Source organism: Paenibacillus sp. D9 (genome assembly GCF_001188365.1).
GTDB lineage: Bacteria > Bacillota > Bacilli > Paenibacillales > Paenibacillaceae > Paenibacillus_O > Paenibacillus_O humicus.
On record NZ_JZEJ01000001.1, the window covers coordinates 3,468,776 to 3,494,675 of the forward strand.

Genomic DNA, 25,900 nt, shown 5'->3' on the forward strand with positions numbered 1-25,900 from the left:
AGCCGGGCTTTCGGATTATGCGCGCGCTTCTGCCGCCGGCATCGTCAGCTCGAACGGTCCGGCCGCGAGCTCGACGCCGTTGACCAGCACCTTCAGGGCATGGACGCCCGGGTAGTAGCGGCGGGTCGTGATCGGCTTCAAGGCATGATGCCGGGCGACGGCGGAAATTCCCGGCGGGTAGCTGCGCTCCGACAGCTTGAACCGCTTGCCCGAGAGGCTGCCGCTTGCCTTGACGAAGCCGATCTCATATTCGATCCGCAGCGGCACGGAATATTCTCCCCGATTGTGCACTTCAAAGGAAAATTCAAGCTCGCCCCCGAACTCTACCGACGGCGTCAGGATGCGGAACCGCTCCACGCCGGCATCGGCCGCGGCCGGATAGCCGAACAGCGCCAGCGCCTCCGGCAATCCCTGCTTGAGCAAGGTGCGGCAGCCGTGCTTCAGGATCCAGTCCGTCCGGGCCGAGCTTCCGATCTCGCGGACAGCCAGCTCCAGCACCCGCTGCGGGTGGTCTTTGGCGATATCGTTGAGATTGTTGGCAACGCTGCGCCTGACATATTCGCTGGCATCGTCCAGCATTGTCTCCAGCAGGCTGAGCACAGGCTCGGGATTCCGGACGAACACGGGCAGCCTCGTCCCCCAAGGAAGCCGCGGGCGGCAGCCTTCGCTTGCGAGCCTCCTGACATGCTCGTCGGGGCTTTTGGACCAGAGCGCGAGCCGCTCCATGACGGCCTCCGGGCGGCGTTGCAGGAACGGACGAATCGCGAATTCCGATGTCGAATACCGGCTGATCTCGGCCAATGCCGCGAGGGAGGCCGGCTCATGCTCCGGCTTCTCCATGCCTCTAAGCTCGATGAAATCGGGAAAGAAGATATATTCGACGCCACGGAACTCTTTCGCCGCCTGACATAAGAGATGCAGAGCCATTTCGTACGATTCCGGCAGCGTGTCCCGCAGCGCGAGCGTGACGAGCCTCATCCTTTCCTTGAACGGAGCCTCCCCCCAGGGGTCGCGGTGAACCAGGTCCATGAACCGTCCCGCCGGAAAGGCCGGCTCCAGCTTGCGGAGCGTATCCGCGACGGCTTCAAGCTTCTCATCGGTGTACAAATTGCGCAGCGGCTCCATCGTTCGGCTTCACAACTCCTCTAGGTTTAATAAAGACCGCTCAGCTCCCATTGCAGGAGACTGATAGGCAAAATCCGGCTTGAAATCCCGCATGCGCTCCAGCATGCCGGGCAGTGCGGCTTCAAACTGCGAATGGCGGCTGCCATTGGCGCCCGACGGATGCGGAAAGCCCCAGAGCACTTGAGCTTCGGAAAGCCATCCGTCTGCGGCAAGCAGCCGCAGCGCCTCCTCGACGGCGCGGCCGAGGGGAATGATCAGAGGCTTGTGCATCGAGCTCAGCTCGGTCCCCATATGGCCAATCATGATCTCGGCCAGCAGCGGGCTTCGTCTCAGCGGCGGACGATGGCCCGAGTAATTCGCCCCGTCCATGAATACCGGACAAGGCAGCACCGATGTCGTATGGACCAAGCGGTGATCCAGCAGGGCAAACGGCTCCCCTGCCGAGAAATGCAGGTGTGCCTGCGCGGCAGAATTCTGCTCCTTCATTCCATCCGCAGCCTCATGCCCGTCAAGGCCGGCCGGAGAACCAGCAAGCCCGTCGGAGGCTGGCGAATGCTTGCCAGCCGGTTCACGAGCCGCGCTCTCCGCCGCTTCCCATTCCGCCAGCTTGCCGGGAAGGCCGAGCCGCTCCAGCATGGCCAGCAAGTCGCGCCGCATCGATCCGGCGAATCTCGCTTCCCGCTTGGCCATCAGACAAGCCCCGGGGGCATCCCGGCCATCGAGCAAGGCGCGGCGCATCGTCCGAAGCGAGATCTCCATCTGCCTCCAGCCGGGAGTGAGTCCGGCAATCAGAACTTTCGCCCGGCTGCTTGCGATTTCATTATGGGGAGCGTAATATTCCTGCAGTCTCCCCGAGCTCTTCAGCAGCAAGCCGGGGACAAGCAGCTCGCCGCGCTCGTACCGGTCCCGCTCCGGCAACGACGCCATCACTTCCGCCGCACGGACGAACGCATCCGGGCGGCGCAGGCGATCCAGCCCTTGCAGCCCATAACCGCCGAGCTCAGCCATGGCCGAGCCTTGAGCGGGCCAGCTCCATCGGCTGCTGCCTTCTCCGCCGCAATCCGCTCTCTGCAGCGGGCTGCTGCCGCGATACCGTTCCCATCCGGCATGGTCCATTCCCGCCATTTTTCTTCTCCCCGCTTTTCCTCATGCCGATCTTCTTCCCATTATACCCATGCAATGCTGACAGCTTGTTGTCAGGAAACAAAAAATTCATCAACGCAGCCTCGCCTCAAGCGTTAGACGCCGAAATCCGGCTAGTAGAGCGGAAATGCAAAAAAACCGGGCTGCCCGCCCGGCCGATTGCCGAAAACCTTGCTCCGTCAGGAGCTCTTCCGCTTCCCCAGTCCCCGTTCTTCCATTTTCCCGCCGGGCAAAAGCCCGCCTGCGCGAGCGGAAGAATCCGAATCGGACGTGCCGGATTGACCCACTCCGCCCATCGCATCGATGAACAGCTTGGCATACTCCGGGTCCCACTGGGTGCCGCTGCCTTCCTCCAGAATCCGGAGCGCACGGTCGATCGGCATCCCGCGCCTGTAAGGGCGGTCGGAAGTCATCGCATCGAAGGCGTCGGCCACGGCGATGATTCTGCCCATCATCGGAATATCCATCCCGCTCAGGCCGTCCGGGTACCCTTGGCCGTCATAGCGTTCATGATGGGATCGGACGCCGGGCAGGAAGGCGGCCATCGCCTCGGCAGGCTCGATCTGCCTCAGGATGTTCTCGCCCATTACGGTATGGAGCTTGATCTGGTCGAACTCCTCGTCGGTCAGGCGGCCTTCCTTGAGCAGCACGCTGTCCCGGACCCCGATCTTGCCGATATCATGCAGGAGAGCGGTCTTGTGCAGCGCATCTAGCGTCCATGCATTCAGGCCGGCGGAGCGTCCGATCATGAGCGCGTACCCCGCCACCCGGTCGGAATGGCCCGCCGTATAGGTATCACGGGCATCGAGCGCGGCGGCAAGCGTCGAGAAGTAGCTCTGCAGCAGCTGCTCGTTCATCTTGGCGCGCTCCTCCAGGCTGCGGATCATATCGTTGAACCCGTCGACGAGCCGGGAGAATTCATCCGAGTACAGATCCGGAACGGTAGCGCCCAGATCGCCTCGGCGGACCTGCTGCATCGTCCCGTACAGCTCCTCGATCGGCTGCTTGATGTTGCGACCGAGCAGCCAGGCGGCAAAGGAAGCGAAGCCCAGGCTGACGATCAGGACGAATCCCGACCAGCCCCAATCCTGATTGTGATGGCCGCTGCCGTGGACAGTCTGGCGGATCTGCGTGGAGAGCAGGAACAGGATGACGGGCAGCGTTCCGATGACGAATACGCTCAGTTGGAATTTCTGCTGGATCGGCACCAGCACCTTGCCTTCAAGCGACAGGCCGCTGATTCCCGCCTTGACGGCACAGTCGCGGATTTGCACAAGCACCGGCCTTACCGCTTGGACCGTCAGGAAAAATTCCACGAGCGCATGCAGGCAGGCGACGAGAAACGAAGCGATCGCGGCAATGCTCAGGAAGTAGGGCTTGAGGGTAAGCCAGCCGAATTCCACGCTGATGGAGGCCAAGATGAGAGCGGGTACTATGAAGCCGAACAAATGCGGCCCTATGATTCGCAACACGGCGAGCATCGGCAGGCGGTGGGCTCTCAGATAAGCTGCGCGGATCTCCGTTTCACTGAACTGATCCGCCATGAACAGCTTGCGGATCGGCTTCAGATGGCTGCGGAACACAAGTCCCTCCAACGATCCCATGATCAGCAAGGATACGAGCAGCACGGCGGTCACAACGGCCAGCTGCTCGCCCTCGACGCCGAGCGTAATCCATATGACAGCTCCTCCTACACCCAAAACGGCCAGGAGAGAGCCAGCCCAATAATTGCGGATAAGATTCCGTTGAAAATGACGGTAGCTGCTGGACAACATGAAGACCTCGATTCCGTGCGCCTTGCCTCGGAGCACCTTACATGAGCGAAGAGGGTCCCAGCCTCAGTGCCGGACCTATTGCTCTCCTTATTATCGCCCGTAGAGTTGTATTTTGTTAGATTTTGGCGAAATTAATGATTGTTTGTCGAATAATAGCCTTTTCTTGCTTATTTTCCTAATAAGCGCCAAAGACGGCACCAGGAGCGCAGCCTCGGCTGACGCTGCACCCGGTCGACTTCCGCATAAGTCGTCAGCTCGATGCCGGCATCCCGGATCGCATAACGGAAGTCGGCGTCCTGCGGAAGCAGGAATTCCCACTCCCGTTTTTCCCAGGAAGGTATGATGGCGGCCATCGCCGGATCGGGCACGGCGGGATGGATATACGTCTCGACAATGCCTTCCGGCAGGGCGTACAGCTTGCGAATCATCATCTCCTTGAAGGAATCGTACGTCTCTCCGGGCTCCGCATGATAGGAATGGCTGACCAGATAGTCGGGAACGGGAACATTCAAGGCATCCGCCAGCACGAGGACCTTATCCAATATTCCTTGGGCTCCCGGTATCGAAGCCAGGAACTGATCCCGCTCCCAGATCCGGCGGAACAACCGGTACGGCAGCCTTCTCCGCGAGCATTCCCGCAGCGCCATCGGGAGAAAGCTTCTGCCCGTAGCGAGGCCGAACAGACTGCCCATGTGATTGTCCGCATGGGAGACCGGGATGCCCGCCTCCCGGATCGCATCGAACTGCGCCCTCATCTCCGTGCGAAGCTCGCGCGCATCGACGCGGCGTTCGAACGCCTCCACGGTGAGATGCAAGTACCCTTCCGCGTCCTGCAGAGACCTGCCTCCGGTGAGGCTGCCCCATCTGTACCCGGGAAATTCGCTCGTGAAGGTCAGATGGGCCCCGATATTGACGGCGCCGGTCCGCCTGCACCATGCCGCCGCCTCGGAAAATGCAGGGGCAGGCGCCATGATTGTGGCCGAAGAGACAAGCTTCTCCTCCAGCAGGCAAATGATCGCTTCGTTGGCGGCCCGGCTTTGGCCGAAGTCGTCGCAGTTAAGAATCAGCTTTTTGCTCCCCATGCCGCTTCTCCTCCCGGTACAGCAATGATATCGCCAGCGATACGGCCATGAGGCCGAACGGCACGAGACTGATCAGCCAGCGGAAGGCCTGCTCCGGATCCGGTCCCGGGTCATGGCCGCTGACATAGCCGAACATGCGGCCTACAATCCAGAAAGCCACAGCGGATATGAGCCCGCTGGAACGGTTGATGAACCCTCCGACTGCGGTATAGACCCCCTCCCGCCGCCGCCCGGTGCGCTCCGCATCCTGATCGATGATATGCCCGTTCAGCACCGCCGGAGTCACCAGAAATCCGGCCAGACCGAAGCCGATCGAGATTCCCGCCGCGATCCCCGTCCCCAGGCTTCCCGCGAACCAGAGCGGAATCGCCGTGACTCCGTACACGGCAAGCGACAGCCGCCAGCTGCGCAAGCCGCCGAGACGCCGGGCAATGAGATACCAGACCGCGACCAGCGGAATGACGGAAACGAATACGGAGGCAAGCAGAATGGAAACCTGGCTCTCCGGAATATGCAGGGCATACTTGGCATAAAACGGAATCATGGAGCTGAGCAGCCCGTTCACCGTTTGGGCGAACGAATTCGCCAGATGGAAAATCCAGAAATTGCGGTTGCGCAGCGTTTCGCGGAAAGCTTGCCGCAGCGGCAGCGGAGACGGGACGCGGGCTGCGGGGCTCTCCTGCAGATGCTTCAGAAAGACGAGCATGCATAGAAGGAAGAGAGCGGCGTATGCGACAGACATGCCGCTGAAGCCGACCGCTTTGAACAGCAGCGGCGTGGCCGCCGTGCCGATCAGGATGGCCAGCATCTGGAAGCTCTGCTGGACGGCGGAGGCTTTGGCCCGGAGCGCGGCTCCGGCGAACAGCTCGGGAAGGAGGGAGCCGTAATTGACCCAAAGGACGGATGAAGCGCTCTCGAACAAAATCAGCACGATCAGAAACCACCAGAACAGCTCTCCGGCAGCCGAGGCTCCGGACAGCCCGGGCGGGACGGAGAACATCAGCACGAACAGGATGGCGAATGCGGGGAGTCCTCCATAGAGCCAGGGCTTGCGCCGGCCTCGGGGAGACCGGGTCCGGTCGGACCAGTAGCCGAGAAGCGGCTGGTTGACCGCATCCCATACGAGATAGACCGATCGGGCCAGCGTCGCAAGACCGATGCCGAGCCCCAGCTTCTCCACGTAGTAATAACTGTAGAACGACGTGAAAGCCTGGCTGGGCACCATGATGGCGAACATTCCTAGCGCGTACATAAAGGTGGAATTCACGCGTTTGGACGACATGATTCACACTCCCGGCTGATGGAATTGCGGCAGCTCCGCAGCGGCTCCCGATGCTCTATATTACTTCACGGTCTTCCAGAAAAATCCTTCCATAAGTTTATTATAATCATTATAAAAAAGTATTGACTATCAAATTAGAAACGTATAAAGTTTATGGCAACAGAATGAACTCATACATGGGCGCTTATGCCGAAAAATTCGAGCCGAAGGAAGGGGAGCTTGCGATGAACAGACTTACGACGAACCAGGGTGTCCCGATCGGAGACAACCAGAATTCCAGAACTGCCGGACAGAACGGCCCGACGCTGCTGGAGGATTACCAGCTGCTGGAGAAGCTGGCCCATTTCGACCGGGAACGCGTGCCTGAGCGCGTCGTCCATGCCCGCGGCGCAGGCGCGCATGGCGTATTCCGCACGGCGGCCAGCATGAAGCGCTGGACCAAGGCGGCGTTCCTGCAGGATGCCGGAACCGAGACGCCGGTCTTCGTCCGCTTCTCCACCGTCATCCACGGCCAGCATTCCCCCGAGACGCTGCGCGATCCTCGCGGCTTCGCCGTCAAGTTCTATACGACGGAGGGGAACTACGATTTTGTCGGCAACAACCTGCCGGTCTTCTTCATCCGCGACGCGATGAAGTTCCCGGACATGGTCCACTCCCTGAAGCCGGATCCAAGCACGAACCTGCAGACAGCCGACCGCTACTGGGATTTCATGTCGCTGACTCCCGAGTCCACCAACATGCTGGTGCATTTGTTCTCCGACGAAGGCATTCCCGCGAACTACCGCGAGATGCGCGGCTCCAGCGTCCATGCGTTCAAATGGGTGAACGAGCATGGCAACCGCGTGTACACCAAGCTGCGGTGGGTGCCGAAGCAAGGCGTGCGCAGCCTCAGCGCCGAGCAGGCGTCGGAGATTCAGGGCCGCGACTTCAACCACGCCACGCGCGACCTTATCGACGCCATTAACCGCGGCGACTTCCCGGAATGGGATCTGTTCGTCCAGATCCTCGATCCGGCCGATCTCGATTCCTTCGACTTCGATCCGCTCGATCCGACCAAGGATTGGTTCGAGGAGGATATCCCTTACGTGCATGTCGGCACGATGGAGCTGAACCGCAATCCCGACAACGTCTTTGCCGAAACGGAGCAGGTCGGCTTCAATCCCGGCGTCGTCGTCCCGGGCATCGAGCCGTCCGAGGACAAACTGCTCCAAGGACGCCTCTTCTCCTACTCCGATACGCAGCGTTACCGGATCGGACCGAACTACTTGCAGCTGCCGGTCAACTGCCCGTTCGCCCAGGTGAGCAACAACCAGCGTGACGGCGCCATGCAGCACGGCAAGTTCAGCGGCTCCGTCAATTATGAGCCGAGCCGCCACCTCGACGCGCCTCAGCCGGATCCGGCCTATGCCGAAGCTGCCGCTCCTCTCGAAGCCGGAGCTGCCGCAGGACGCCAGCGCATCGCCAAGACCAACGACTTCGGCCAGGCCGGCCAAGTGTTCCGCCGCTACTCCCCGGCCGAGCAGGATGCGCTTGTCCGCAACCTGTCCGCCGATCTCGCCTCCGTCGAGGCGTCCACACAGCTGCGCGCGATCTGCAACTTCTTCCGCGCCGATGCCGAGCTCGGCAAGCGGCTGTCCGCGGAGCTGGGCGTCGATCTCACTCCTTATCTCCAGCATCTGGGCTGATTCGGCCTCCTGTCTCCCTCCGCCACCCGGCGGGAGACAGCGCCTTGGACATAGATAGCCTATTTCCCCAACCCCTCGGAACGGTATAAAGGGCAGCCGCCAGTCTTGAACAGGACTGGCGGCTGCCCTTTTTTTCGATGAACAAGAGGAATCCGTTCTTCTGGAGTGCAGAATGGAAGCCCGACATTTGAGCCTCATGCAGTATGGAACCGGCTTGCTTGCGACAGCTTGAAGCATCCTCCAGCAACATTCGATGTTGTTCATCGATCGAGCGGGGCTGAGACGAGCGGCCGCCATGGAAGCATCTTCTGAATCCAAGCGGCGGCATCAAGCGTATAAGGGGAAACCAATGTCCGCCGCCCGAGGCGGGACTCCCGAAAGGAAGTGCGCTTTTTTGGAAGCCTGGATTACGGAGGTCATGGACAAGTTCGGCTACGCCGGCGTCGCGCTGCTGATCGCCCTCGAGAACCTGTTCCCTCCGATTCCCTCCGAGGTCATTCTTACGTTCGGAGGATTCATGACGACACAGCCCAGCCTCACCGTGACAGGGGTGGTCATCGCCGCCACGATCGGCTCCGTCTCCGGAGCGCTGATCCTATACGGAATCGGCGCCTGGCTCCATGCCGAGCGGCTGGAGCGGATCGTCGAACGGTACGGCCGCTGGCTGCGCCTCAAGCCGGAGGATGTGCGCAAGGCCGACCGCTGGTTCGACCGCTATGGCCCATGGGCGGTGCTGCTCTGCCGGCTCGTGCCGCTCGTGCGCAGCCTGATCTCGATTCCGGCCGGCATGTCGGGCATGAATCTGCCCCTGTTCCTGCTGTATACGACGATCGGCTCGCTCATCTGGAATATCGTGCTTGTAAGCGTCGGCGCATCCGTCGGAGCTTCCTGGGAATCGGTCGTCGGGTTCATGGACGTCTTCTCCAACGTCGTTTATGGACTGCTCGCCGCAGGCGCCGCCGCAGCCGTCTATTTGTTCTACCGCAGCCGGAGCAGGAGCAGGAGCCGCCGCTGACGACGCTGCATCGCCAAAAAAAGCAGGAGGGGCCTCGCCCCCTCCTGCTTTTTTGCCGTCAAGTCCTCGTCCTGCTAACTCCATCATGCTTCCGAAGCCTTCAGCCCGGCTCTCTCCGCGCCGATTCGTCTCAGCGTACGCCGGCGGTATGCCATACTCCATAAGGCTCCAAGTCCAAGCCCGCCATATAGGAGCAGGCCGGATACGGCCAAAAAAGTCTCGACGCTCAGAACGAAAACCAGCCCTGTCCTCAGCAGGCTTTCCGACAGCAGCAGCCCTCCCCAGAACACGGTCGACACCCGCGAGGCCCGGCGGTATTCCGCAAGCTCCCATCTCTGCTCCATCGCTGCGGCATCCTCCGCCGGCACGAACCTCGCCGCCAGCCGGTAGACGAGCGGACGCCGTCCTGCCAGAGACAGCAGGAAAGCGGCTCCGGCAGCTCCCGTGACCAGCGACTCGCGCAGCAGCACGGCCCGCTCGCCGCCTCCGGCCAGCGCCGCTCCCGCTCCCAGCACGAAGAGCCCGGCCATAAGCAGGCCGAATGCGTCCGGCTTTCTGCGCCGCGTCAAATGCCACAGCTGCTCCAGCAGCGGGAGGCAGGTCGCGATCAGCAGCGCCTGCAGCCCGGTCATGCCCTCGCTCAGGATACGATACGCCATAAAAGGCAAAACCGCATTCATTAAGATCGTCGCCGCCGCTCCGGCAGGAATCCGGCGCAGAGCCCTGACTCTCGAACCCGCCATCCAATCCATCCACTCCCGTTGTCGAATGAACTTAAGCTGCATGATGAATCAGCGAAGCGCCTTTGAGATCAGCGAAAAGATGTCTGCCGACGCCAATCCGTCCTCTTGTTCCAGCGTCCCCAGCGTCCGCATGCCATAGCTGAATACGATGAACAGTCCGGCCATCTTCGCGGCGTCGATCTCCCCCGGAATCGCCCCTGCCTGTTGGCCGGTCTCGATCCAGCGGCGGCTGAGCTCCAGATTGAACCGGTGAAGCTCGTTCATCATGGCTTCGATTTTGGGATTGTCGATTTGGCTGAGCAGATACGTAAAGATTTTGTTGGTGACGGCATTCCGGTCCGTATTGCGCTGGATCGCCTCCGAGATCATGCGGATGGGAGGAGTCGCCTCTCCTTTGGGCGCTTCCGATACGGATTGCTTGAAGCTCTCGTTCATCCGGTCCATCTTGGCTTTCAGAATCAGGCCGAACAGCTCGTCCTTGCCCGATACGTAATGATAGATCGCGCCCTTCGACAGCCCCGAGCGGTCGATGATGTCCTGCATCGTCGTCTGGCGGCAGCCCTTCTCCTGAATGATCTGCTCCGCCGTATCCAAAATGAGCTGGAAGCTGGAGGTTCGGCTTGCGGGTTCGTTCATATATCGTCCTCTCCTTCAGCTGTCGGTTATGGTCTTCTCATTGTATACCAACCGTCGGTCCGGTCAACCCAACGTCGCGCCCCTTCGATCTGCGGATGATCCACTCGGCGACGGCCAGATTGACGAGCCAGCACAGCCAGCTCACAGCCTGGTAAGCCGGAGTGAAGGAGCCGAGCAGCAGCACCAGAGGTCCCAGCAGGACACGCAGGGATACGCCTGAAAAGGTCAGGGCATAACTGCGGATCATCCAGCGGCGGTGCTTCCCGATGCGGCCAAGCATCGCCTGCCTGACGCCATGAATCGTCGTTGCCAGCCATAATGCGTCCATAAGGAGGAAGCCGGCGCCGGCGATCCGGCCACCGCTGGCCTTGAAGGCCAGATACAGGCTTGCCAGGCTGCTGAGCGCTACGGAAACCGCATAAATCCGACCGGCGAGCCGGTGCAGCCGCGCCCTTCTCAAGGACGGCGAGCGGGTCCGCCCTGCCTGCCCGGCCGCAGGGCGCAGCAGCGCGTACAAGCCGCTGAGCATGGCGGCGCTTGCCGTGACGATGTGGACATACAGCATGTAGATCCACGGCGTGTAGCTGAACCCCGCCGACTGCAGCTTGTAATTGACGAACCCCGCCTGCCTCGCTCCCGCAATGCCGTACTGCACCAGCACATAGCCGAACACGAGCAGCAGCGCGGCGGCAGTGAGCGACCAGATTCCCATTCTCGACTTCAACGTCATTCTTCGATCTCCTCCTGCCTCATATGGACTGATGGGCCATTTGCCGCGGGTAGCGCAGCGCTACGAGAAGGGCACGTCCAAGGAATATTCCCCCGATGCCAAGCAGATAAGGCACGAAGGGAAGCTCATGCGACAGCTCCATTGGAATCCCGAATGCGCTGGCCGCGCCGAGCTCGATGCCCAGCCTCAAAGGAATGGAAAAGAGCCAGACTGCCGCGCCCGCAACGGAGCCCCGTATGACCCACACAGAGCCCTCTTGGAAGATCAGGCTCAGATGGCCCTGAAGCAGGCCGATGCCTATCCCCATCAAAGCTTCCAGCAGCAGCAGAATACCTTCTCCCTCTCCAGCCTCAGTGCCGGAGGAAGCCGCGAGAGCGCCTCCCAGCAGCATGGGAAGAACGAACAGCCTGGCGCTCAATAGTCTGGTTTTCAGCTGCGATCGCAGCATCAGGAGAAAGAGAAGGGAGATGACGATCGGCGACAAAATGGCTGGCATGCTAGCTCAGCTCCTTTCTCCGAGTCAAACCGGCCGGTCTACAGGAAGTGTAGCGGCCGATCGAATCCCATTGCTGCTGCGTCATGTCTTATCTCTCCCTTTAGGCTTTAATAAATTTCCATACCGACCAGCGGTCTGTTGTTACTAGAATACAAACCGACCAGCGGTCTGTCAAGAGGGGATGAAAGAAACGATTTATTTTGCCCTATCCTTCCGCTGCCGCAGAACGCTCCGCGCTTCTCCGCTTTCTTCCCCTTTGCTACCTCTGTCCGCGCAAAAAAAAGAGCATGCCTCCAGGCATGCTCTTTTCTTGGATTATCGGCGCTTCCGGACCGAAGAAGCCGGAATTCGGAGCTCTTCCCGGTATTTGGCTACGGTCCGGCGGGACAAGGCAATCCCTTCTCCCTCAAGCAAAGCCGCGAGCTGCTGGTCCGACCAGGGATGCGCCTTGTTCTCCGCGCCGATCATGGCCTTGAGACGCTGCTTCGCGGCCGCAGCTGCGGTCCCATCGCCGCCGTCCGGGGACAGGCTGGCGGAGAAGAACGAGCGGAAGCTGAACACGCCGTGCGGCGTCTGTACGTATTTGCCGCTGACAGCCCGGCTGACCGTCGACTCATGCAGATGCACGACGGCCGCGATATCCGCAAGCGTCATCGGCCGAAGGGCTGAAGCGCCCGCTTCCAGAAAGCCCGGCTGTCCGTCCATGATCGCTTGAAGGACTCTGCGTATCGTCCGCCTGCGCTTCTCCAGGCTCTGCATGATCCCATAGGCCGACCGGTAGCACGCCTCCAGGTAGGCCCCCGCTTCCCCCAGCCTGTCTCCGAGCAGCCGGCCGTAACCGGAATCCACCGACAGCCGCGGCTCCCAGGAGGCATTGAGCTCGATGCGGAAGCCGGAGGGCATGCGCTCGATTCGGGCATCGGGAATGATGGTCTGCGGTTTGCCTGGACATATGCCTGCGCAGGGGCGCGGACTCAAGCCGCGGATATAATCGCGGATCTCGATGACCTTGGATCGGCTCAGGCCAAGGGATGACGAGACGGCCTCCCACTTTTGGCCGGCCAGCTGGTCCAGATGCCGCTCCACCGCCACGGCGGCCAGCGCCGGGCTCCGGTCGTCGCGGGCGATCTGGAGCAGGAGGCACTCCTGCAGGCTCCTCGCCCCGACCCCGGCGGGATGGAGCGATTGCAGCCACCGGAGCGCTTCCTCCGCCTCCGCCTGATCCAGTCCCAGCTCGGAGGCGATCTCGCCCAGATCCAGCTGCAAATAACCGTCGTCGTTCAGGTTGCCCGCCATATAAGCTGCTGCCTGATGGATGCGCCGAGGCAGAGACAGCAGCCGCAGCTGGCCGGCCAGCTCAGCCTCCAGCGTCGGCTCGGCCTCTGCAGCGCGGGAGAGCGGATTCCCGGGGAAGGAGGATGCACGGCCGCTGCGCAAGGCGCCTCCGGCGCGGGTGCCCTCGTACTCCAAAACCGGATTCTCCGCAGCCAGCTCCCGCACATAGCTGTCCAGCTCGCATGCGGGCAGCGTCAGCATATGGATCGATTGCCTGATCTCCGGCGTTACGGCCAGCCTGAGCCTCTGCTCCTGGCGCAGCTCCAGTCCTGTCATCATCATCCTCCGCCTCCTTGATCCAGACTCTCGCGGCGCTTCATGCCCCCAGTATACCTAAGGGGAGCGGACGATGACAGTCCCGCTCCCCGCTTTGATTCCACTGCGCTTTCCCCGGTACGAGCCGCTTTCTCTCCGGATCGGCCGCTTTCCCTCAGGGACAGCTGCCTTTGTCCCCGAATCGGCTGCTGCTCTCAGGAACAAGCTACATTTTCTCCGATACGAGCTTCGCTTGCGTGAACAGAAGCAGGTAATCGCGTCCGCCCGCCTTGGAATCGGTGCCCGACATGTTGAAGCCGCCGAACGGATGGACCCCGACGAGAGCGCCGGTGCATTTGCGGTTGAAGTACAGGTTGCCGGCAAAAAATTCGCGGCGGGCCTTCTCCAGGTTCTCCCGGCTGCGCGATATGACCGCTCCAGTAAGGCCGTAATCCGTATTGTTGGCGAATTCGAGCGCCTCGTCGAAGGAGGACGCCTTGATGAACGCGACAACCGGCCCGAAGATTTCTTCTTGCGCGATGCGGGCCTGGGAGTCCACGTCGGCGAAAATCGTCGGCTCGATGAAATAGCCGGACGGATCGCCGGTGCCGCCGCCCGTCACGAGCCGGCCCTCCTGCTTGCCGATCTCGATGTACTCCTGGATTTTGCGGTAGGCGTTCGCGTCCACTACCGGACCGATATGGGAAGCCGCCTCGGCCGGGTTGCCGATCCGGAGCTGCTTCGTCAGCGCCGTTACTTTCTCCAGCACCGTGTCGTAGACGTCCTCATGGACGATCGCGCGCGAGCAGGCGGAGCACTTCTGTCCGGAGAAGCCGAACGCCGATGCCGTGATGGCTTCCGCCGCCAGGTCGAGATCGCTGTCGGAGTCGACGACGATAGAGTCCTTGCCGCCCATCTCGGCGATGACGCGCTTGATCCACTTCTGGCCGGGCGCCGTCTTCGCCGCGCGCTCATTGATGCGCAGGCCCACGTCCCGGGAGCCGGTGAAGCTGATGAAGCGGGTCAGGGGATGCTCGACGAGGTAGTCCCCGATTTCTCCTCCAGGTCCGGGCAGAAAGTTGACGACGCCCGCAGGAACGCCCGCTTCTTCGAGCAGCTCCACGAACTTCGCCGCAATGACCGCGGTCGGGCTGGCAGGCTTAAGGACGACGGTATTGCCGGATACGAGCGCGGCCGTCGTCATGCCGGCCATGATGGCCAGCGGGAAGTTCCACGGCGGGATGACGATGCCGACTCCGAGCGGCATGTAATAGAGCTCGTTGTCCTCATCCGCGAGGCGGGTCAGCGGCTGAGGAGCGTGCAGACGCAGCATTTCACGGGCGTAGAATTCCATGAAGTCGATCGCTTCGGCCGTGTCCGCATCCGCTTCCGCACGGTTTTTGCCCGATTCGAACGTCAGCCACGCGGAGAACTCATGCTTGCGGCGGCGCATGATCGCAGCAGCCTTGAACAGGCAGCGGGCGCGGGACTCCGGAGCCATCGTCCTCCAAGTCTTGAACGTGTCGGATGCCGTCTGGATGGCGCGTTCCGCAAGCTCGCGGTCCGCCTGGTGGACGCGGCCGACAACCTGCTTCGTATCCGCCGGATTGATGGAATCGAGCAGGCTGCCTGTTTCGATCTTCTCGCCGCCGATGACGACCGGATAGGTTCGGCCGAGCTCGGCCTCCACCTTTTTCAAAGCTTCGTCGTAGGCTTGGGCGGTCTTTTCATCCTTGAAGTTGGAAAACGGCTCGTTCACAAATTCCTCTCTCATGGTACAGCCTCCTTGGATATGTTCTCAGCCCTGCGTCTGCATGGCCGGCTCCTTTTTTTGTTTCTCAACATAAGTATTCAAGCAAGTTTCATGCCAACTTCAACTCTTTGTTGATGCAAAATGTTTTTTTATTTTTCAAGCTCGGCTTCCTCGATGTTGGCACGGCGCTTGCTTCTATTATTTGCAGGCAGCCGATTCCCGGCGACAAGGCTTCGGGAATCTATTTTTTTCGACGGAGAACGGAAGGGGCAATCGAGGATGGAAATCGGATCCGAGCTGTACCGCAAAACCTTGCTTACCATTACGGGCAACAGCCTGGTAGAGAAGCTGACGCTCAAATACGGCAAGAAGCTTGCCGGCAAATTCATAGCGGGGCAAGAGCTTCCCGAAGCGATAGACGCCATCCGGGAGTTGAACGGCAAAGGCATCATGGCCACGCTGGATCATCTCGGCGAAGGAATCAAAAGCATGCGGGAAGCCGAAGGCTACCGCAAGGAATATGTCCGGCTCGTCCAGGCGATCGCCGCAGCCGGAGTCGTCTCCAACATTTCGCTGAAGCCGACTCAGATGGGCCTCGCCCTCGATCCCCAGGCTTGCTACGAAAACATCCGGCTGGTCGTAAAGGAAGCGCAGCAATGCGGCAACTTCGTCCGCATCGACATGGAGGACACGCCGTTCACGCAGGCGACGATCGACATCGTCAAGCGTCTGCATGCCGAAGGGCTGACCAACGTCGGCACGGTCATTCAAGCCTACCTGCACCGGACCAGGCAGGATATCGAGGACATGATCGAAGCCGGGATCCGGCTGCGCCTTGTGAAGGGAGCCTACAAAGATCCCGCCGAGGTCGCCATTCAGAAGAAATCGGCCGTCATCGACAACTTTAAGGACATGATCCGCACCCATCTGGACCGCGGCATCTATACCGCCGTCGCGTCCCACGACGATACGATCATCGACTGGACCAAGAAGTATGTGGAGGAGAACGGCATCTCCAAGGACGCCTTTGAATTCCAGATGCTGTACGGCCTCCGCATGTCCTACCAGGCCGAGCTCGCCCGGCAAGGCTACCGCGTCCGCTGTTATGTGCCTTACGGGGCGATGTGGTACCCCTATTACACTCGCCGCCTGGCGGAGAAGCCGGCCAACCTGATGATGGTCCTCAAAAACATGTTCAACTAGTTCTCTCCAAAGTGTCTAATCAATTAGACACTTTGGACTTTTTTTGACATGTCTTGCCAGAGACATTTCGGTGCAAGCCCCTTGGAGGCGAGAGCCCGCCTCCAAGCGAACCGTTCTCCATGCAGCACATAGGGGCTCGTCCGATATGCTCATGGCGCAGACGGCAACGAAAACGCTTCGGAGAGATCGGCTTCCCGATCGATTCGGCGCCTTAGCCTTTCTAGCCCTCGTTTTATGCCAGGCTGCATCCCTCCCAAGGGATGAAGCAGCCTGTTTTTTTGCGTTTCGACCGAAAGTGTCAAAATTTTTGTACACTTTTCGCCGCCAATTCTTATAATAAAGATAACGGTTACATCTGAAACCGCGGATGAGGAGGGATAAGATGAGGCACCAGCTTCCTGCAGGCTGCAGCATCATGACGCAAAACTTTGCCCTATGGACCGAGGAAGAGGCCGGCTCCGGCATTTTGCCCCAGACGGGCATCGTTACCTTCATCCGCACCGCGGAAGGGCTCTATGAGTGGCTCGTGCCTGGAGCCCCCGGCAATTCCGGCCGGATCGCGGTCCATGCCGTTCCGGAAGGAACCGGACTGGACGAGCTGGCCGCCATTGCCGGGGACTGTCCCTACGCGCTGCTTACCGGGACATCCGGACAGCCCTGCGGCATCGTCCGCATGAGCGATGTCCGCCGGGAGCTTGCGCTCGCCTACCGGCAGCTCAAGGCGGGCTTCGACGCGGCTCTGGAAGCATCGGAGATTGCGATTACAGTCATCAACGAGCACAGCGAGGTGATCGCATGGACCGCCGACGCGGAGCGGATGTTCGGCATCCGCCGCGAGGATATTCTCGGCAAGCAGGCATCGGACTTTTTCCCCAGAGAGCGCCTTCAGGTGCTGCGCACGCTGCATACGGGCGACGCCGTCCGGCAGATGCAGCATCAGCCGCGGCAGGATATCCATGCCATGATCAACGCCCGCCCGATCGAGATGGACGGCAAGGTGATCGGGGCGGTAGCTGCGGAGATCGACATCACCTCCCAGATCCGCATGAACAAGCAGTTGTTCACGATGGCGGCCAAAGTCCAGCATCTGGAGCGGGAGGTCGCCAAGCTCAGCCCGACGAGCGATCCTTTCGCCCCCATCAAGGGAACGAGCGCGGCGCTCAAAACCTCCGTCGAGACGGCCCGCAAGATCGGCTCCACCCAGGCGACCGCGCTCATCCTCGGCGAAAGCGGGGTCGGCAAGGAGCTCTATGCGCGCGCCATCCACGATTCGAGGGAGAAGGCCGGAGCCCCGTTCATCGCCATCAACTGCGGCGCCATCCCTCCTTCCCTGTTCGAGAGCGAGCTGTTCGGCTATGAGCGCGGAGCGTTCTCCGGCGCCGATCCGAGAGGCAAGAAGGGCAAGATCGAAATGGCCGGAGGCGGCACTCTTTTTCTCGACGAGATCGGGGAAATGCCTCTCGACATGCAGGTCAAGCTGCTGCGCGTGCTGCAGGAGAAGAAGTATTACGCGGTCGGCGGCTCGGCCTTGAAGCAGGCGGATTGCCGGATCGTCGCCGCTACGAACCGCGATCTCAAGGCGATGATCGGCGAGAATAAGTTCCGCGAGGATCTGTACTACCGCCTCAATGTCGTCACGCTCGACGTGCCTCCGCTTCGGCACCGGAAGAGCGACATTTATGAGCTGATCCAGACCTTCCTCTCGGAATTCTCCGTCGCCTACGGCCGATTCATCGAAGCTTGTCCGAGCGAAGTAGTGCAGGCGATGATGAGCTACGATTGGCCCGGCAACGTCCGGGAGCTGCGCAATGCGGTCGAGAGGCTCGTCATTCTTTCTTCCGACGGAGAGCTCAAGCCGGAGTACTTGCCGGGGCCGGTGCTGAGCGCTCCGGGCTCGGCGGCTCCGGCTGCCCCCGTCAAGGAAGCGCAGGCCGGCGCCCGGCTGCAGTCCATGAAGGACGAGGTCGAGAAGCAGAAGATTCTCGAAATGCTGGAAGCCGAAAAAGGCAACAAGCGGGCCGTCGCCAAAAAGCTCGATATCTCGCGGGCGACGCTGTACAACCGGATGAAACGGCTGGGATTGCCGCTTTAGGACATACCGACGGAGCACGGAATTGTCCCGATGCCGGGCCAAGGCAGGATCGATGCGCCGGCGGAACCTGAGGCCGACCGCTGTGCGCCGTCCCCTGCGGGACCCAAAGCAGAAAGAAGGTAACGATATGAATTCGATGAAAATCCGGATTCCGAAGCGTGAAGAGGCCGCGTCGATGAACGCTTTTTTCCGGACCGTAATCACGGATACGTTTGCCAAGGAAGGCTTGAACGATCACGCTGAAGACCTGGAAAATGAAATCGAAAGCAAGCGGCTCCGCCTGGAGCGCTGCTTCGAGAGCGAAGGCGGGGAAGTTCATTTCCTGGTTGCCGAGGTCGACGGAGCCCTTGTCGGTTCCATCGAGCACGGTCCGCCCAGCAGCCTGATTCTCGAAGTGACCGATGGCCGGTACGGCCATCTTCCGGAGATCGGCACCGTCTTCGTCCATCCCGCCTACCAGCGGCGCGGAATCGGCAATTCTCTCTTTGAAGGCGCCTTCGCTTCCTTGCGGGAGCGGGGCATCGACGAATTTTGCCTGGACAGCGGCTACAGGAGCGCCCAGCGGATCTGGACGAAAAAGTTCGGCGAGCCGGACTTCCGGCTGCGAGACTACTGGGGAAAAGGCGAGGACCACATGATCTGGAAAAGAAAGGTGCCGAGCCCCTGATCCCTCCCTTCCATTTAAAAAGGCCATCCGCTGCGCAGTCAGAACCTGATGCGCGGCCGATGGCCTCTTTTCGCATGGAATGCCGCCGCTACCAGCTCATCAGCAGCCGCTCGATGTCTTTTTCATCCAGCACATCGCCAATCTCGACCTGCATGCAGAGCAGCTCCGTGACAGCCTTCACTCCGTGCCTGGCGCCAGGAGGAAACCGCATCACATCCCCGGGTCCGACCGTGTAGATCTGATCCTCGAGCATGAAGCGGCCGGTCCCGGACAGAACCGTCCACACCTCTTCCTTGCGCTCATGCAGATGGTAGCTTGTGTGGCTGCCCGGCTGCAGCTCCACGCGCCGCGTCAGCACCGCCCCGTCCTCCGTCTCGGCGTAATCGATCGTCCGGCATATTCCCCATCGCTTCTCCTCGTACATGGGCAGCCGCGCCTGCTCGCCCAGCATGCTCTTGATGCGGCTCGCCTCGCTCTTGCTGGCGACGAGAATTCCGTCCGGGCTTGCCGCCACGATGACATCGCACAAGCCGATCACATGAATCGGGCTGCTCAGCTCGTTGATCAGATGGGTGTTGTGGGAGCCTTCAGCGACATGTCCAGGCCCGATCACAGTGCCGTCCATATGGCTGACGAACGTCTCCCAGCTGCCCAGATCATGCCAAGGGCCCTCATAGAGAAGCGCCGCCCGGCGGGTGCACCGCTCGACGACCTCCTCGTCGAAGCTCGACTCCCGCAGCCCGCGGAAATTCTCTCGCCGCTCCCCGTCCGCGGCCAGCCGATCGTCGCCGCTCATCCGCTCCAGCATATAGCCGAGGCGAAAGGCGAACACCCCGCAGTTCCAGAGCGCCCCCCGGCGGATCAAGCTTGCGGCTGTCGGCGGATCGGGCTTCTCCGCGAACCTTTCGACAGGAAACCAGGGCAGCTCCTTGCCGTCCCCTGCCGCCTCCTTCTTCCCGCGCGCGGCACGCTTCTTCCGCTCCGGAACGATATAGCCATATTGGCTGGAGGGATGAGAGGGGGCGGTGCCGACGAGAGCGATGTCCGCGCCCGCCTGCTCCAGCGCCTGCGGCAGCCGCTGCAGGAGATCGAAGAAATCGGACTCTACGAACAAATCGACGGGCAGGACGCAGACGATCTCATCCCGGTCTGCCTTCAGCTCGCTTGCGAGATAGGAGCATGCCTGCGCCACGGCGGCATAGGTGCCCCGCTTGCGGCTCTCCTCGATAATGGGAATGCCAAGCCCGACATGGCTCCGCGTGATTTCGGCCTGGCTGCGATGCGTCACGATCGCCGCTTGGGCGGCGAGGCCTGCCGCGGCGAGCTGGCGGCAGACGCGTTGGATCATCGACTCCAGGCGCCCGTCTTCGCCAGGAAGGAGCTTCAGGAACAGCTTGGAGCGAACGTCGTTGGACAGCGGCCAGAGCCGCTTGCCGGATCCTCCCGATAACAAAATGATGCGCAACTGATGAAGCCTCCTTGCTTCTTGACCTGCTTGCATTCTCTATGCGGAGCGGCTTGCTTGCTCGGGCCGCTCCGCTGCCTGCTCACGGCTTCCTTGCCCGCCAGACCCCTTGCGGAACAAACATCTCTCGCCGGGACGGAACAGCCCAGCCCGGCGCCTGCCGGGATGAAGTCGCGCTTCCCCCCGCCATTCGGGCCGATAAGGCTCGCTTCGGCGTTCGGCGAGACGGCCCGGGCTTAGTTCCGGACGCCCGGACCGGCAGGCGCTTTCCGGGGAAAGCTCCAGCCGGCTGCCCCTTCTTGCCGGAGCGGACCGCTTCGAGCGCTTTCGCCAGAGCCTCGCCGGCCTTCCGCCAGCTCATGCCCATCATATCGCGGCGCCCCTTGGCTCCCTTCTCGCGGCACAAGGCCGGATTCGAGCTCGCCTTGCGCATCTGCACCTTGAGCTTGGAGGCATCGGCCTCTGCCCACAGCTGGCCCTTCTCGGCGAACAGGCTTCGGAAGGTATGGGAGATGGCGGACGGCTTGCCCATCGAGGCGGCGGGGCTTTTGAGCGAGTAGGGAACAAGAAAGGAATTGGAAGGCTTCAGGAAATCCATCTGGCCGCCCCATGCCGTCGCAATGACGGGAACCCCGCTTGCCAGCGCCTCCATGAACGGCATGCCCACCCCTTCGCCGCGCGTCGGCAGCACGAAGGCGGATGCAGCCGTATACAGGCCCCTGAGCTCCCGAGAACTCATGCGGCGGGTGAGCAGGACGAGCGGCGCGGTTGGATGGGCGATGCGCAGGGAGCGCCGATAGCGCCTTATTTTCTCCCGAATCCAAGCCCCGCTCTCCCGGGCTCCGTACCCGCTGGTTTTGATGACCAGCAGCACGTTGTCCTTGTCGGTGAACTCTTCCCAATAAGCTCGAAGAAGCGCCTCCGGATTTTTGCGGTGCTGGAACCCGAACACGGAGAGGAAGACGAATCGGCCTTTGCTGCCGGGAATTGGGAAAGGCGGATTGGACGGCCGGAATGCAGTCGTGTCCACCCCATGGGGAGCCAGGTGCAGCGGCACCTTCACCCCGCTGTCGCGCATCGCCTTGAGGTTATGCCGGCTCGGGACGATCACCGCGTCGTACCGGTTGATGGAGGAGCGCCATCGTGCGGGAATGCGGGTCGTCTCCCAGACGGTATTCAGGACAACCTTGTCGTACCGCCCTCTGGCTGCCGCCGGATTCATCGTATGGGGCGGATAATGGTAGACGAGCATGCGTCGGCCCTTGCTCTTGCGCCCCCCGTCATGGACGCCCATGCCGGCACGGGCCTCGACCCGCCACCCCTGCCTCCGCAGCGCTTGCGCATATTCCCTGCTGGCGCTGCCAAGCCCGCTGCCGCGGCCGATCGGGCCGCGCCAATCGATATGCACGGCCTGCTTCGGCGCTTTGCTTCCTCCCGTCCCTCCCTTGCTCCGAACCCGCCCAGCGCGGGCGTCCATCAGCCGCGGCCTCCCTTCAAGGCAGCGGCTTCTCTCGGCAGGAAGGTCCGGCCCCGCAAGGACAGCCGCCTGTTCCGGCCCGCTGCCTTGCTTCCGCTGCGGACGTAGCCTTTGCGTTCATGGAAGCTGACGGAGCGGTACTTCGCCGCAAGCTCCTTGCTGCGCTGCGGCGTCAGCCGGCTCGCCCGCCCATGCAGCCCGCGGTTCAAAGCTGTGCGAAGCTGGACGCTGCCGGGGTAGCGGCTGTAGACAAAATTCCCGTACGTCTCATACTCGCTGAAGCCAAACTGCTTGGTCCGGTCGATGCTCTTGAGGATGGCGCGGTGCCAGCTCATGCCGTGCCGCCGCTCGATATCGCGCTTCAGCTCCCGCAGCTTTCTTTTCTCGAACAGCATATAGTGCGTGACGAGCGAACGGGGAGCCGATGGAGCGCGTCCCATCAGCTTTTTGTACGTGCGGAAATACTCCGGCTGGCTCCAGCTTCGGGTATAAAATGTCGTCCGCCCTCCCGAGCGGAACGAATGGGGACGAATCAGCACCGTATCGGCGTCGAGAACGAGAAAATGCTCGGCCTTGACGATCTTGTCGCCGCTCAGCTTGAGCAGCTGCTGAAACAGCCAGCCGGAACGGTCCCACTTGGCCGAGCGGTAGGTGATATCTTTTTTCGTCAGGGGAAGCACCGTATTTTCGTCCACGAACCTCCACCCATGGGTGGAGCAGGCCGACTGCATCGCTTCCGTGCGCGGCGCGACGATGACAATCTCGCCGACGGGGTGCAGAGATTGGCGGCGAACGGCCTGGACGGCATGCGGCAGCGTCCCCAGGTCCTTCTCGATTGCGGGGATAAGCACGTCGATTCGGGCGGCGGCGCCGGATCGGGCGGAATGGCTGGTCATATAATCATCTCCTGTGCTGGGAGCTCGCTCCATGGCTTTGCCACCAACATATGCGGGCGCCTCCCGCTGCGGTTGGGCAAGCGGCGCGAAGAGGCGTCAGCCTCCGGCACGGCCGGCCGGCAATGCTGGCTTACCCTGTCCCTGCCTGCTATGATGAAAGGACAAAGAGCATTCTGAAGGAGGATTACGATGGAATTGAAGCAGGATTTGATCCGCAGGCTCATCGCCTATGCGCAGGTGGATACGCAGTCGGACGAGAACAGCGAGACTTGTCCTTCCACGCCCGGCCAGCTTGTGCTCGCCCGGCAGCTCGCCGCCGAGCTGAAGGAAATCGGACTGACGGAGGTGTCGCTGGACGATAACGGTTATGTCATGGCGACCCTTCCAGCTACGGCGGACAAGCCGGCGCCTACGATCGGCTTTCTCGCCCACATGGACACTTCTCCCGACCTGACCGGTACCGATGTGCGTCCGCAAATCGTCGAGGGCTACGACGGCGGAGATATTGTGCTCGATGCGGAGAACGGCATCGTGCTCTCCCCCCGCGAATTCCCCGAGCTGGCCGCCTACAAGGGCCAGACGTTGATTACGACCGACGGCCGCACGCTGCTCGGCGCGGACGACAAAGCCGGCATCGCCGAAATCATGACGGCCATGGCCTATCTGGCCGCTCATCCCGAAATCCCCCGCGGCAAGGTGCGCGTCGGCTTCCTGCCGGACGAGGAAATCGGCCGCGGCCCGCATCGCTTCGACGTCGCGGCGTTTGACGCGCAATTCGCCTATACGATGGACGGCGGTCCGCTGGGCGAGCTGGAGTACGAGAGCTTCAACGCCGCCCAGGCGGTCGTCACGATTCAGGGCAAGAGCGTGCATCCCGGCACCGCCAAGGGCAAAATGGTCAACTCCTCCGCGATCGGCATGGCTTTCCACGGCAGGCTGCCCGCGGGAGAGGTGCCTGAATTCACGGAAGGATACGAAGGCTTCTATCACTTGAGCTCGTTTGAAGGCACCGTCGATAAAACCCGGCTCAAGTACATCATCCGCGATTTCGACCGCCAGAGCTTCGAGAACCGCAAGAGCGCCATGGAGACCATCGCCGACGAGTTCCGTCAAACCTACGGCGAGGACAGCATCAAGCTGGAGCTGACGGATCAGTACTACAACATGCGGGAGAAGATCGAGCCGGTCATGGAAATCGTTGAGCTGGCCCGCCAGGCTCTGCTGGATGCCGGCGTGGAGCCGATCATCAAGCCGATCCGCGGCGGCACCGACGGCTCCCAGCTCAGCTACATGGGTCTGCCGACGCCGAATATCTTTGCCGGCGGCGAGAACTTCCACGGCCGGTATGAGTTCGTATCCGCCGAGAGCATGGAGAAGGCGGCGGAGGTCATCATCCGGATCGTCACGCTCGCCCAGGAGCAGGCTTAGCCCGCTTCCCGGCCTCAAGATCTTCCCCAGCGCCGCCTGCATGCGCCTTCATTCATGCAAAGCCAGCCGGCCTATGAATCAGCCGCTTCAAAACCAGTCGAAGGGAATCCGGTCCAAGGACGGGATTCCCTTCTTTTGCCTCATCAAGCAGGAGCTGTTATTGTAACCATCTCGGATATGCCTTCTAAGCTGCACCTTGCTGCATGCGTATGAAGCGAAGCCTATTGCATTTTCTATCGATTTCAACCCTGTCTTCTTTTATCGCCGCTTTGCTGTTCGGGACGCAGCCTTCAAACGCTCTCAACATTTCCTTGACGATCCGCTGACAATCGCATGGTACTCTCTTCCCATCCGAGAACGGAGGGATGAGCCATGCGGGTCGCCTTGTTCACCGATACCTATGTGCCTCAGAAAAACGGAGCCGCGCGCACGCTCGGGCGTCTGGCCGCTTATCTGGAAAAGAGGGGCATCGAGCCGCTTGTACTGACGCCCCGCTGCTCCGCCGATACGGAACAGAGCTTCGTAAGGAGCTACCCAAGCATCCCCTTCTTCCTGTATCCCGAATGCCGGATCGCCGTGCCCAACCCGATTTCACTCCGAGCCGAGCTCGACCGCTTCCGTCCCGACCTCATCCACTTGGCGACTCCGTTCAACATCGGCCTGAGCGGACTGCTCTATGCCCGCAAAAACGGCATCCCCCATGTGGCCTCTTATCACACGCACTTCGACCGTTACTTGGCCTATTACGGCCTCCAGCATGCCTCCAGACTCTACTGGCGCTACGCCCACTGGTTCCACCGCACCTGCGCCGCGACCTTCGTCCCTTCCCGCGAGACGCTGTTCTCCCTCTACCGGCATCAATTCGGAGGCCTCCGGTTATGGCAGCGGGGGGTGGACTGCGGGGTGTTCCGTCCGGAGCTCCGGTCGCCGGAGGAGGTGCGCTGTCAATTCGGCCTGCCGGAGAAAAAGCTGGCGCTCTATGTCGGAAGGCTCGCGCCGGAAAAGGATCTCGCCACCCTCGCAGCCGTCATGAACGGGCTGTCCGGCGAAACCCGCGAGCAGCTCCATCTGCTCGTCGTCGGCGACGGCCCGCTGCTGCCCGAGCTGCGCCGGCAAATGCCGGACAACGTCACCTTTGCCGGGTATCGGGAAGGGACGGAGCTGGCGCGTCTGTACGCTTCGGCCGACCTGTTCCTCTTCCCCTCCAGCACGGAGACGTTCGGCAACGTCGTCCTGGAAGCCATGGCGAGCGGGCTTCCGGTCATCGGAGCGGAAGCCGGAGGCGTGAAGGAGCTCGTCCGGCACGGGCGCAGCGGCCTGCTCTGCCCGCCCGGCGATCCGGCCTCCTTCATCGACGCGCTTGAGCGGCTGCTCGCCCGTCCCGAGGAGGCCGCTTCCATGGGAGAAGCCGGGAGAAGAGAGGCTTTGGGCCGATCCTGGGACCAGGTGCTGGGAGGAATCGTGGATCAATACGAGGAGATTCTGCTCCTGCAAGCTGAATCCACCCCCGCGTGGAAAGGGAATTCCGTCTCGTGAGAAAAAGTATTCCTTTGCAATACCAGATAATTCCGTTTCATTTCTTCTAAACCATGTCGGCCTTTCTCAACGCATATGCTC

At 61.5% G+C, this 25,900-nt stretch carries 21 protein-coding genes; 7 read left to right on the plus strand and 14 right to left on the minus strand.

Annotated elements, in window-relative coordinates; all coding sequences use genetic code 11:
* Positions 1-15: 15 nt before the first annotated feature.
* From VE23_RS15590 to VE23_RS15610, 5 genes are all read right to left on the minus strand, one after another.
* Entirely contained in the window at positions 16-1,125 is a 1,110-nt protein-coding gene (locus VE23_RS15590) for a DNA alkylation repair protein (protein WP_048745228.1), read from the minus strand.
* A gap of 9 nt (positions 1,126-1,134) precedes the next feature.
* On the minus strand, positions 1,135-2,250 hold the full coding sequence (locus VE23_RS15595) for a hypothetical protein (protein WP_049868480.1): 1,116 nt from the start codon (positions 2,248-2,250) through the stop codon (positions 1,135-1,137).
* Between the two features lie 197 nt (positions 2,251-2,447).
* The gene (locus VE23_RS15600) at positions 2,448-4,043 is read right to left on the minus strand and encodes an HD domain-containing phosphohydrolase (protein ID WP_083436308.1); all 1,596 of its coding nucleotides are present in this window, start codon (positions 4,041-4,043) and stop codon (positions 2,448-2,450) included.
* 167 nt (positions 4,044-4,210) lie between these two features.
* Positions 4,211-5,125, minus strand: a complete 915-nt coding sequence (locus VE23_RS15605; RefSeq protein ID WP_021879026.1) for a polysaccharide deacetylase family protein — start codon at positions 5,123-5,125, stop codon at positions 4,211-4,213.
* Entirely contained in the window at positions 5,100-6,407 is a 1,308-nt protein-coding gene (locus VE23_RS15610; RefSeq protein WP_049868481.1) for an MFS transporter, read from the minus strand. The genes VE23_RS15605 and VE23_RS15610 overlap by 26 nt, the downstream gene beginning before the upstream one ends.
* Positions 6,408-6,631: 224 nt before the next feature.
* Between VE23_RS15610 and VE23_RS15615 the strand changes: the two genes are divergently transcribed.
* Positions 6,632-8,092 carry a catalase gene (locus VE23_RS15615; protein ID WP_048745242.1) on the plus strand — a complete coding sequence of 487 codons (1,461 nt, stop codon included), beginning with the start codon at positions 6,632-6,634 and terminating at the stop codon, positions 8,090-8,092.
* 394 nt (positions 8,093-8,486) lie between these two features.
* Positions 8,487-9,107 (plus strand): DedA family protein, encoded by a 621-nt coding sequence (locus VE23_RS15620; RefSeq protein WP_049868482.1) that lies wholly within the window; start codon positions 8,487-8,489, stop codon positions 9,105-9,107.
* An 83-nt stretch (positions 9,108-9,190) separates the two neighbouring features.
* On the opposite strand, the gene VE23_RS15625 is transcribed toward VE23_RS15620, so the two are convergent.
* The 6 genes from VE23_RS15625 to pruA all read right to left on the minus strand — a co-directional run bounded on the left by VE23_RS15625 (position 9,191) and on the right by pruA (position 15,076).
* A complete protein-coding gene (locus tag VE23_RS15625; RefSeq protein ID WP_049868483.1) occupies positions 9,191-9,850 on the minus strand; it encodes a VC0807 family protein in 660 nt (219 codons plus the stop codon).
* Between the two features lie 48 nt (positions 9,851-9,898).
* The gene (locus VE23_RS15630) at positions 9,899-10,486 is read right to left on the minus strand and encodes a TetR/AcrR family transcriptional regulator (RefSeq protein WP_021879021.1); all 588 of its coding nucleotides are present in this window, start codon (positions 10,484-10,486) and stop codon (positions 9,899-9,901) included.
* Positions 10,487-10,523: 37 nt separating this feature from the next.
* On the minus strand, positions 10,524-11,216 hold the full coding sequence (locus tag VE23_RS15635; protein WP_048746861.1) for a DUF2306 domain-containing protein: 693 nt from the start codon (positions 11,214-11,216) through the stop codon (positions 10,524-10,526).
* Positions 11,217-11,235: 19 nt separating this feature from the next.
* Positions 11,236-11,712 (minus strand): hypothetical protein, encoded by a 477-nt coding sequence (locus VE23_RS15640; RefSeq protein WP_049868484.1) that lies wholly within the window; start codon positions 11,710-11,712, stop codon positions 11,236-11,238.
* Positions 11,713-12,027: 315 nt separating this feature from the next.
* Entirely contained in the window at positions 12,028-13,329 is a 1,302-nt protein-coding gene (rpoN, locus tag VE23_RS15645) for an RNA polymerase factor sigma-54 (RefSeq protein ID WP_049868485.1), read from the minus strand.
* 199 nt (positions 13,330-13,528) lie between these two features.
* Positions 13,529-15,076 (minus strand): L-glutamate gamma-semialdehyde dehydrogenase, encoded by a 1,548-nt coding sequence (gene pruA, locus VE23_RS15650; protein WP_048746866.1) that lies wholly within the window; start codon positions 15,074-15,076, stop codon positions 13,529-13,531.
* A 258-nt stretch (positions 15,077-15,334) separates the two neighbouring features.
* On the opposite strand from pruA, the gene VE23_RS15655 reads away from it, so the two are divergent.
* The 3 genes from VE23_RS15655 to VE23_RS15665 all read left to right on the plus strand — a co-directional run bounded on the left by VE23_RS15655 (position 15,335) and on the right by VE23_RS15665 (position 19,017).
* Positions 15,335-16,258 (plus strand): proline dehydrogenase family protein, encoded by a 924-nt coding sequence (locus VE23_RS15655; protein WP_049868486.1) that lies wholly within the window; start codon positions 15,335-15,337, stop codon positions 16,256-16,258.
* A gap of 382 nt (positions 16,259-16,640) precedes the next feature.
* The gene (locus tag VE23_RS15660; protein ID WP_048746869.1) at positions 16,641-18,350 is read left to right on the plus strand and encodes a sigma-54 interaction domain-containing protein; all 1,710 of its coding nucleotides are present in this window, start codon (positions 16,641-16,643) and stop codon (positions 18,348-18,350) included.
* Between the two features lie 127 nt (positions 18,351-18,477).
* On the plus strand, positions 18,478-19,017 hold the full coding sequence (locus VE23_RS15665) for a GNAT family N-acetyltransferase (RefSeq protein ID WP_049868487.1): 540 nt from the start codon (positions 18,478-18,480) through the stop codon (positions 19,015-19,017).
* An 88-nt stretch (positions 19,018-19,105) separates the two neighbouring features.
* On the opposite strand, the gene VE23_RS15670 is transcribed toward VE23_RS15665, so the two are convergent.
* The 3 genes from VE23_RS15670 to VE23_RS15680 form a co-directional block, all read right to left on the minus strand.
* Positions 19,106-20,482: a sugar phosphate nucleotidyltransferase gene (locus tag VE23_RS15670; RefSeq protein WP_049868488.1), complete on the minus strand. Its 1,377-nt coding sequence runs from the start codon at positions 20,480-20,482 to the stop codon at positions 19,106-19,108.
* An 82-nt stretch (positions 20,483-20,564) separates the two neighbouring features.
* On the minus strand, positions 20,565-21,959 hold the full coding sequence (locus VE23_RS15675; RefSeq protein ID WP_069202483.1) for a glycosyltransferase family 4 protein: 1,395 nt from the start codon (positions 21,957-21,959) through the stop codon (positions 20,565-20,567).
* The gene (locus tag VE23_RS15680) at positions 21,959-22,855 is read right to left on the minus strand and encodes a DUF6492 family protein (RefSeq protein ID WP_069202484.1); all 897 of its coding nucleotides are present in this window, start codon (positions 22,853-22,855) and stop codon (positions 21,959-21,961) included. Before VE23_RS15680 ends, VE23_RS15675 begins: the two co-directional genes overlap by 1 nt.
* 195 nt (positions 22,856-23,050) lie before the next feature.
* Here VE23_RS15680 and pepT point away from each other — a divergent pair, with 195 nt between their 5' ends.
* Both pepT and VE23_RS15690 read left to right on the plus strand, forming a co-directional pair.
* On the plus strand, positions 23,051-24,283 hold the full coding sequence (gene pepT / locus VE23_RS15685; protein WP_049869763.1) for a peptidase T: 1,233 nt from the start codon (positions 23,051-23,053) through the stop codon (positions 24,281-24,283).
* 372 nt (positions 24,284-24,655) lie between these two features.
* On the plus strand, positions 24,656-25,819 hold the full coding sequence (locus VE23_RS15690) for a glycosyltransferase family 4 protein (protein ID WP_049868489.1): 1,164 nt from the start codon (positions 24,656-24,658) through the stop codon (positions 25,817-25,819).
* Positions 25,820-25,900: the final 81 nt, after the last annotated feature.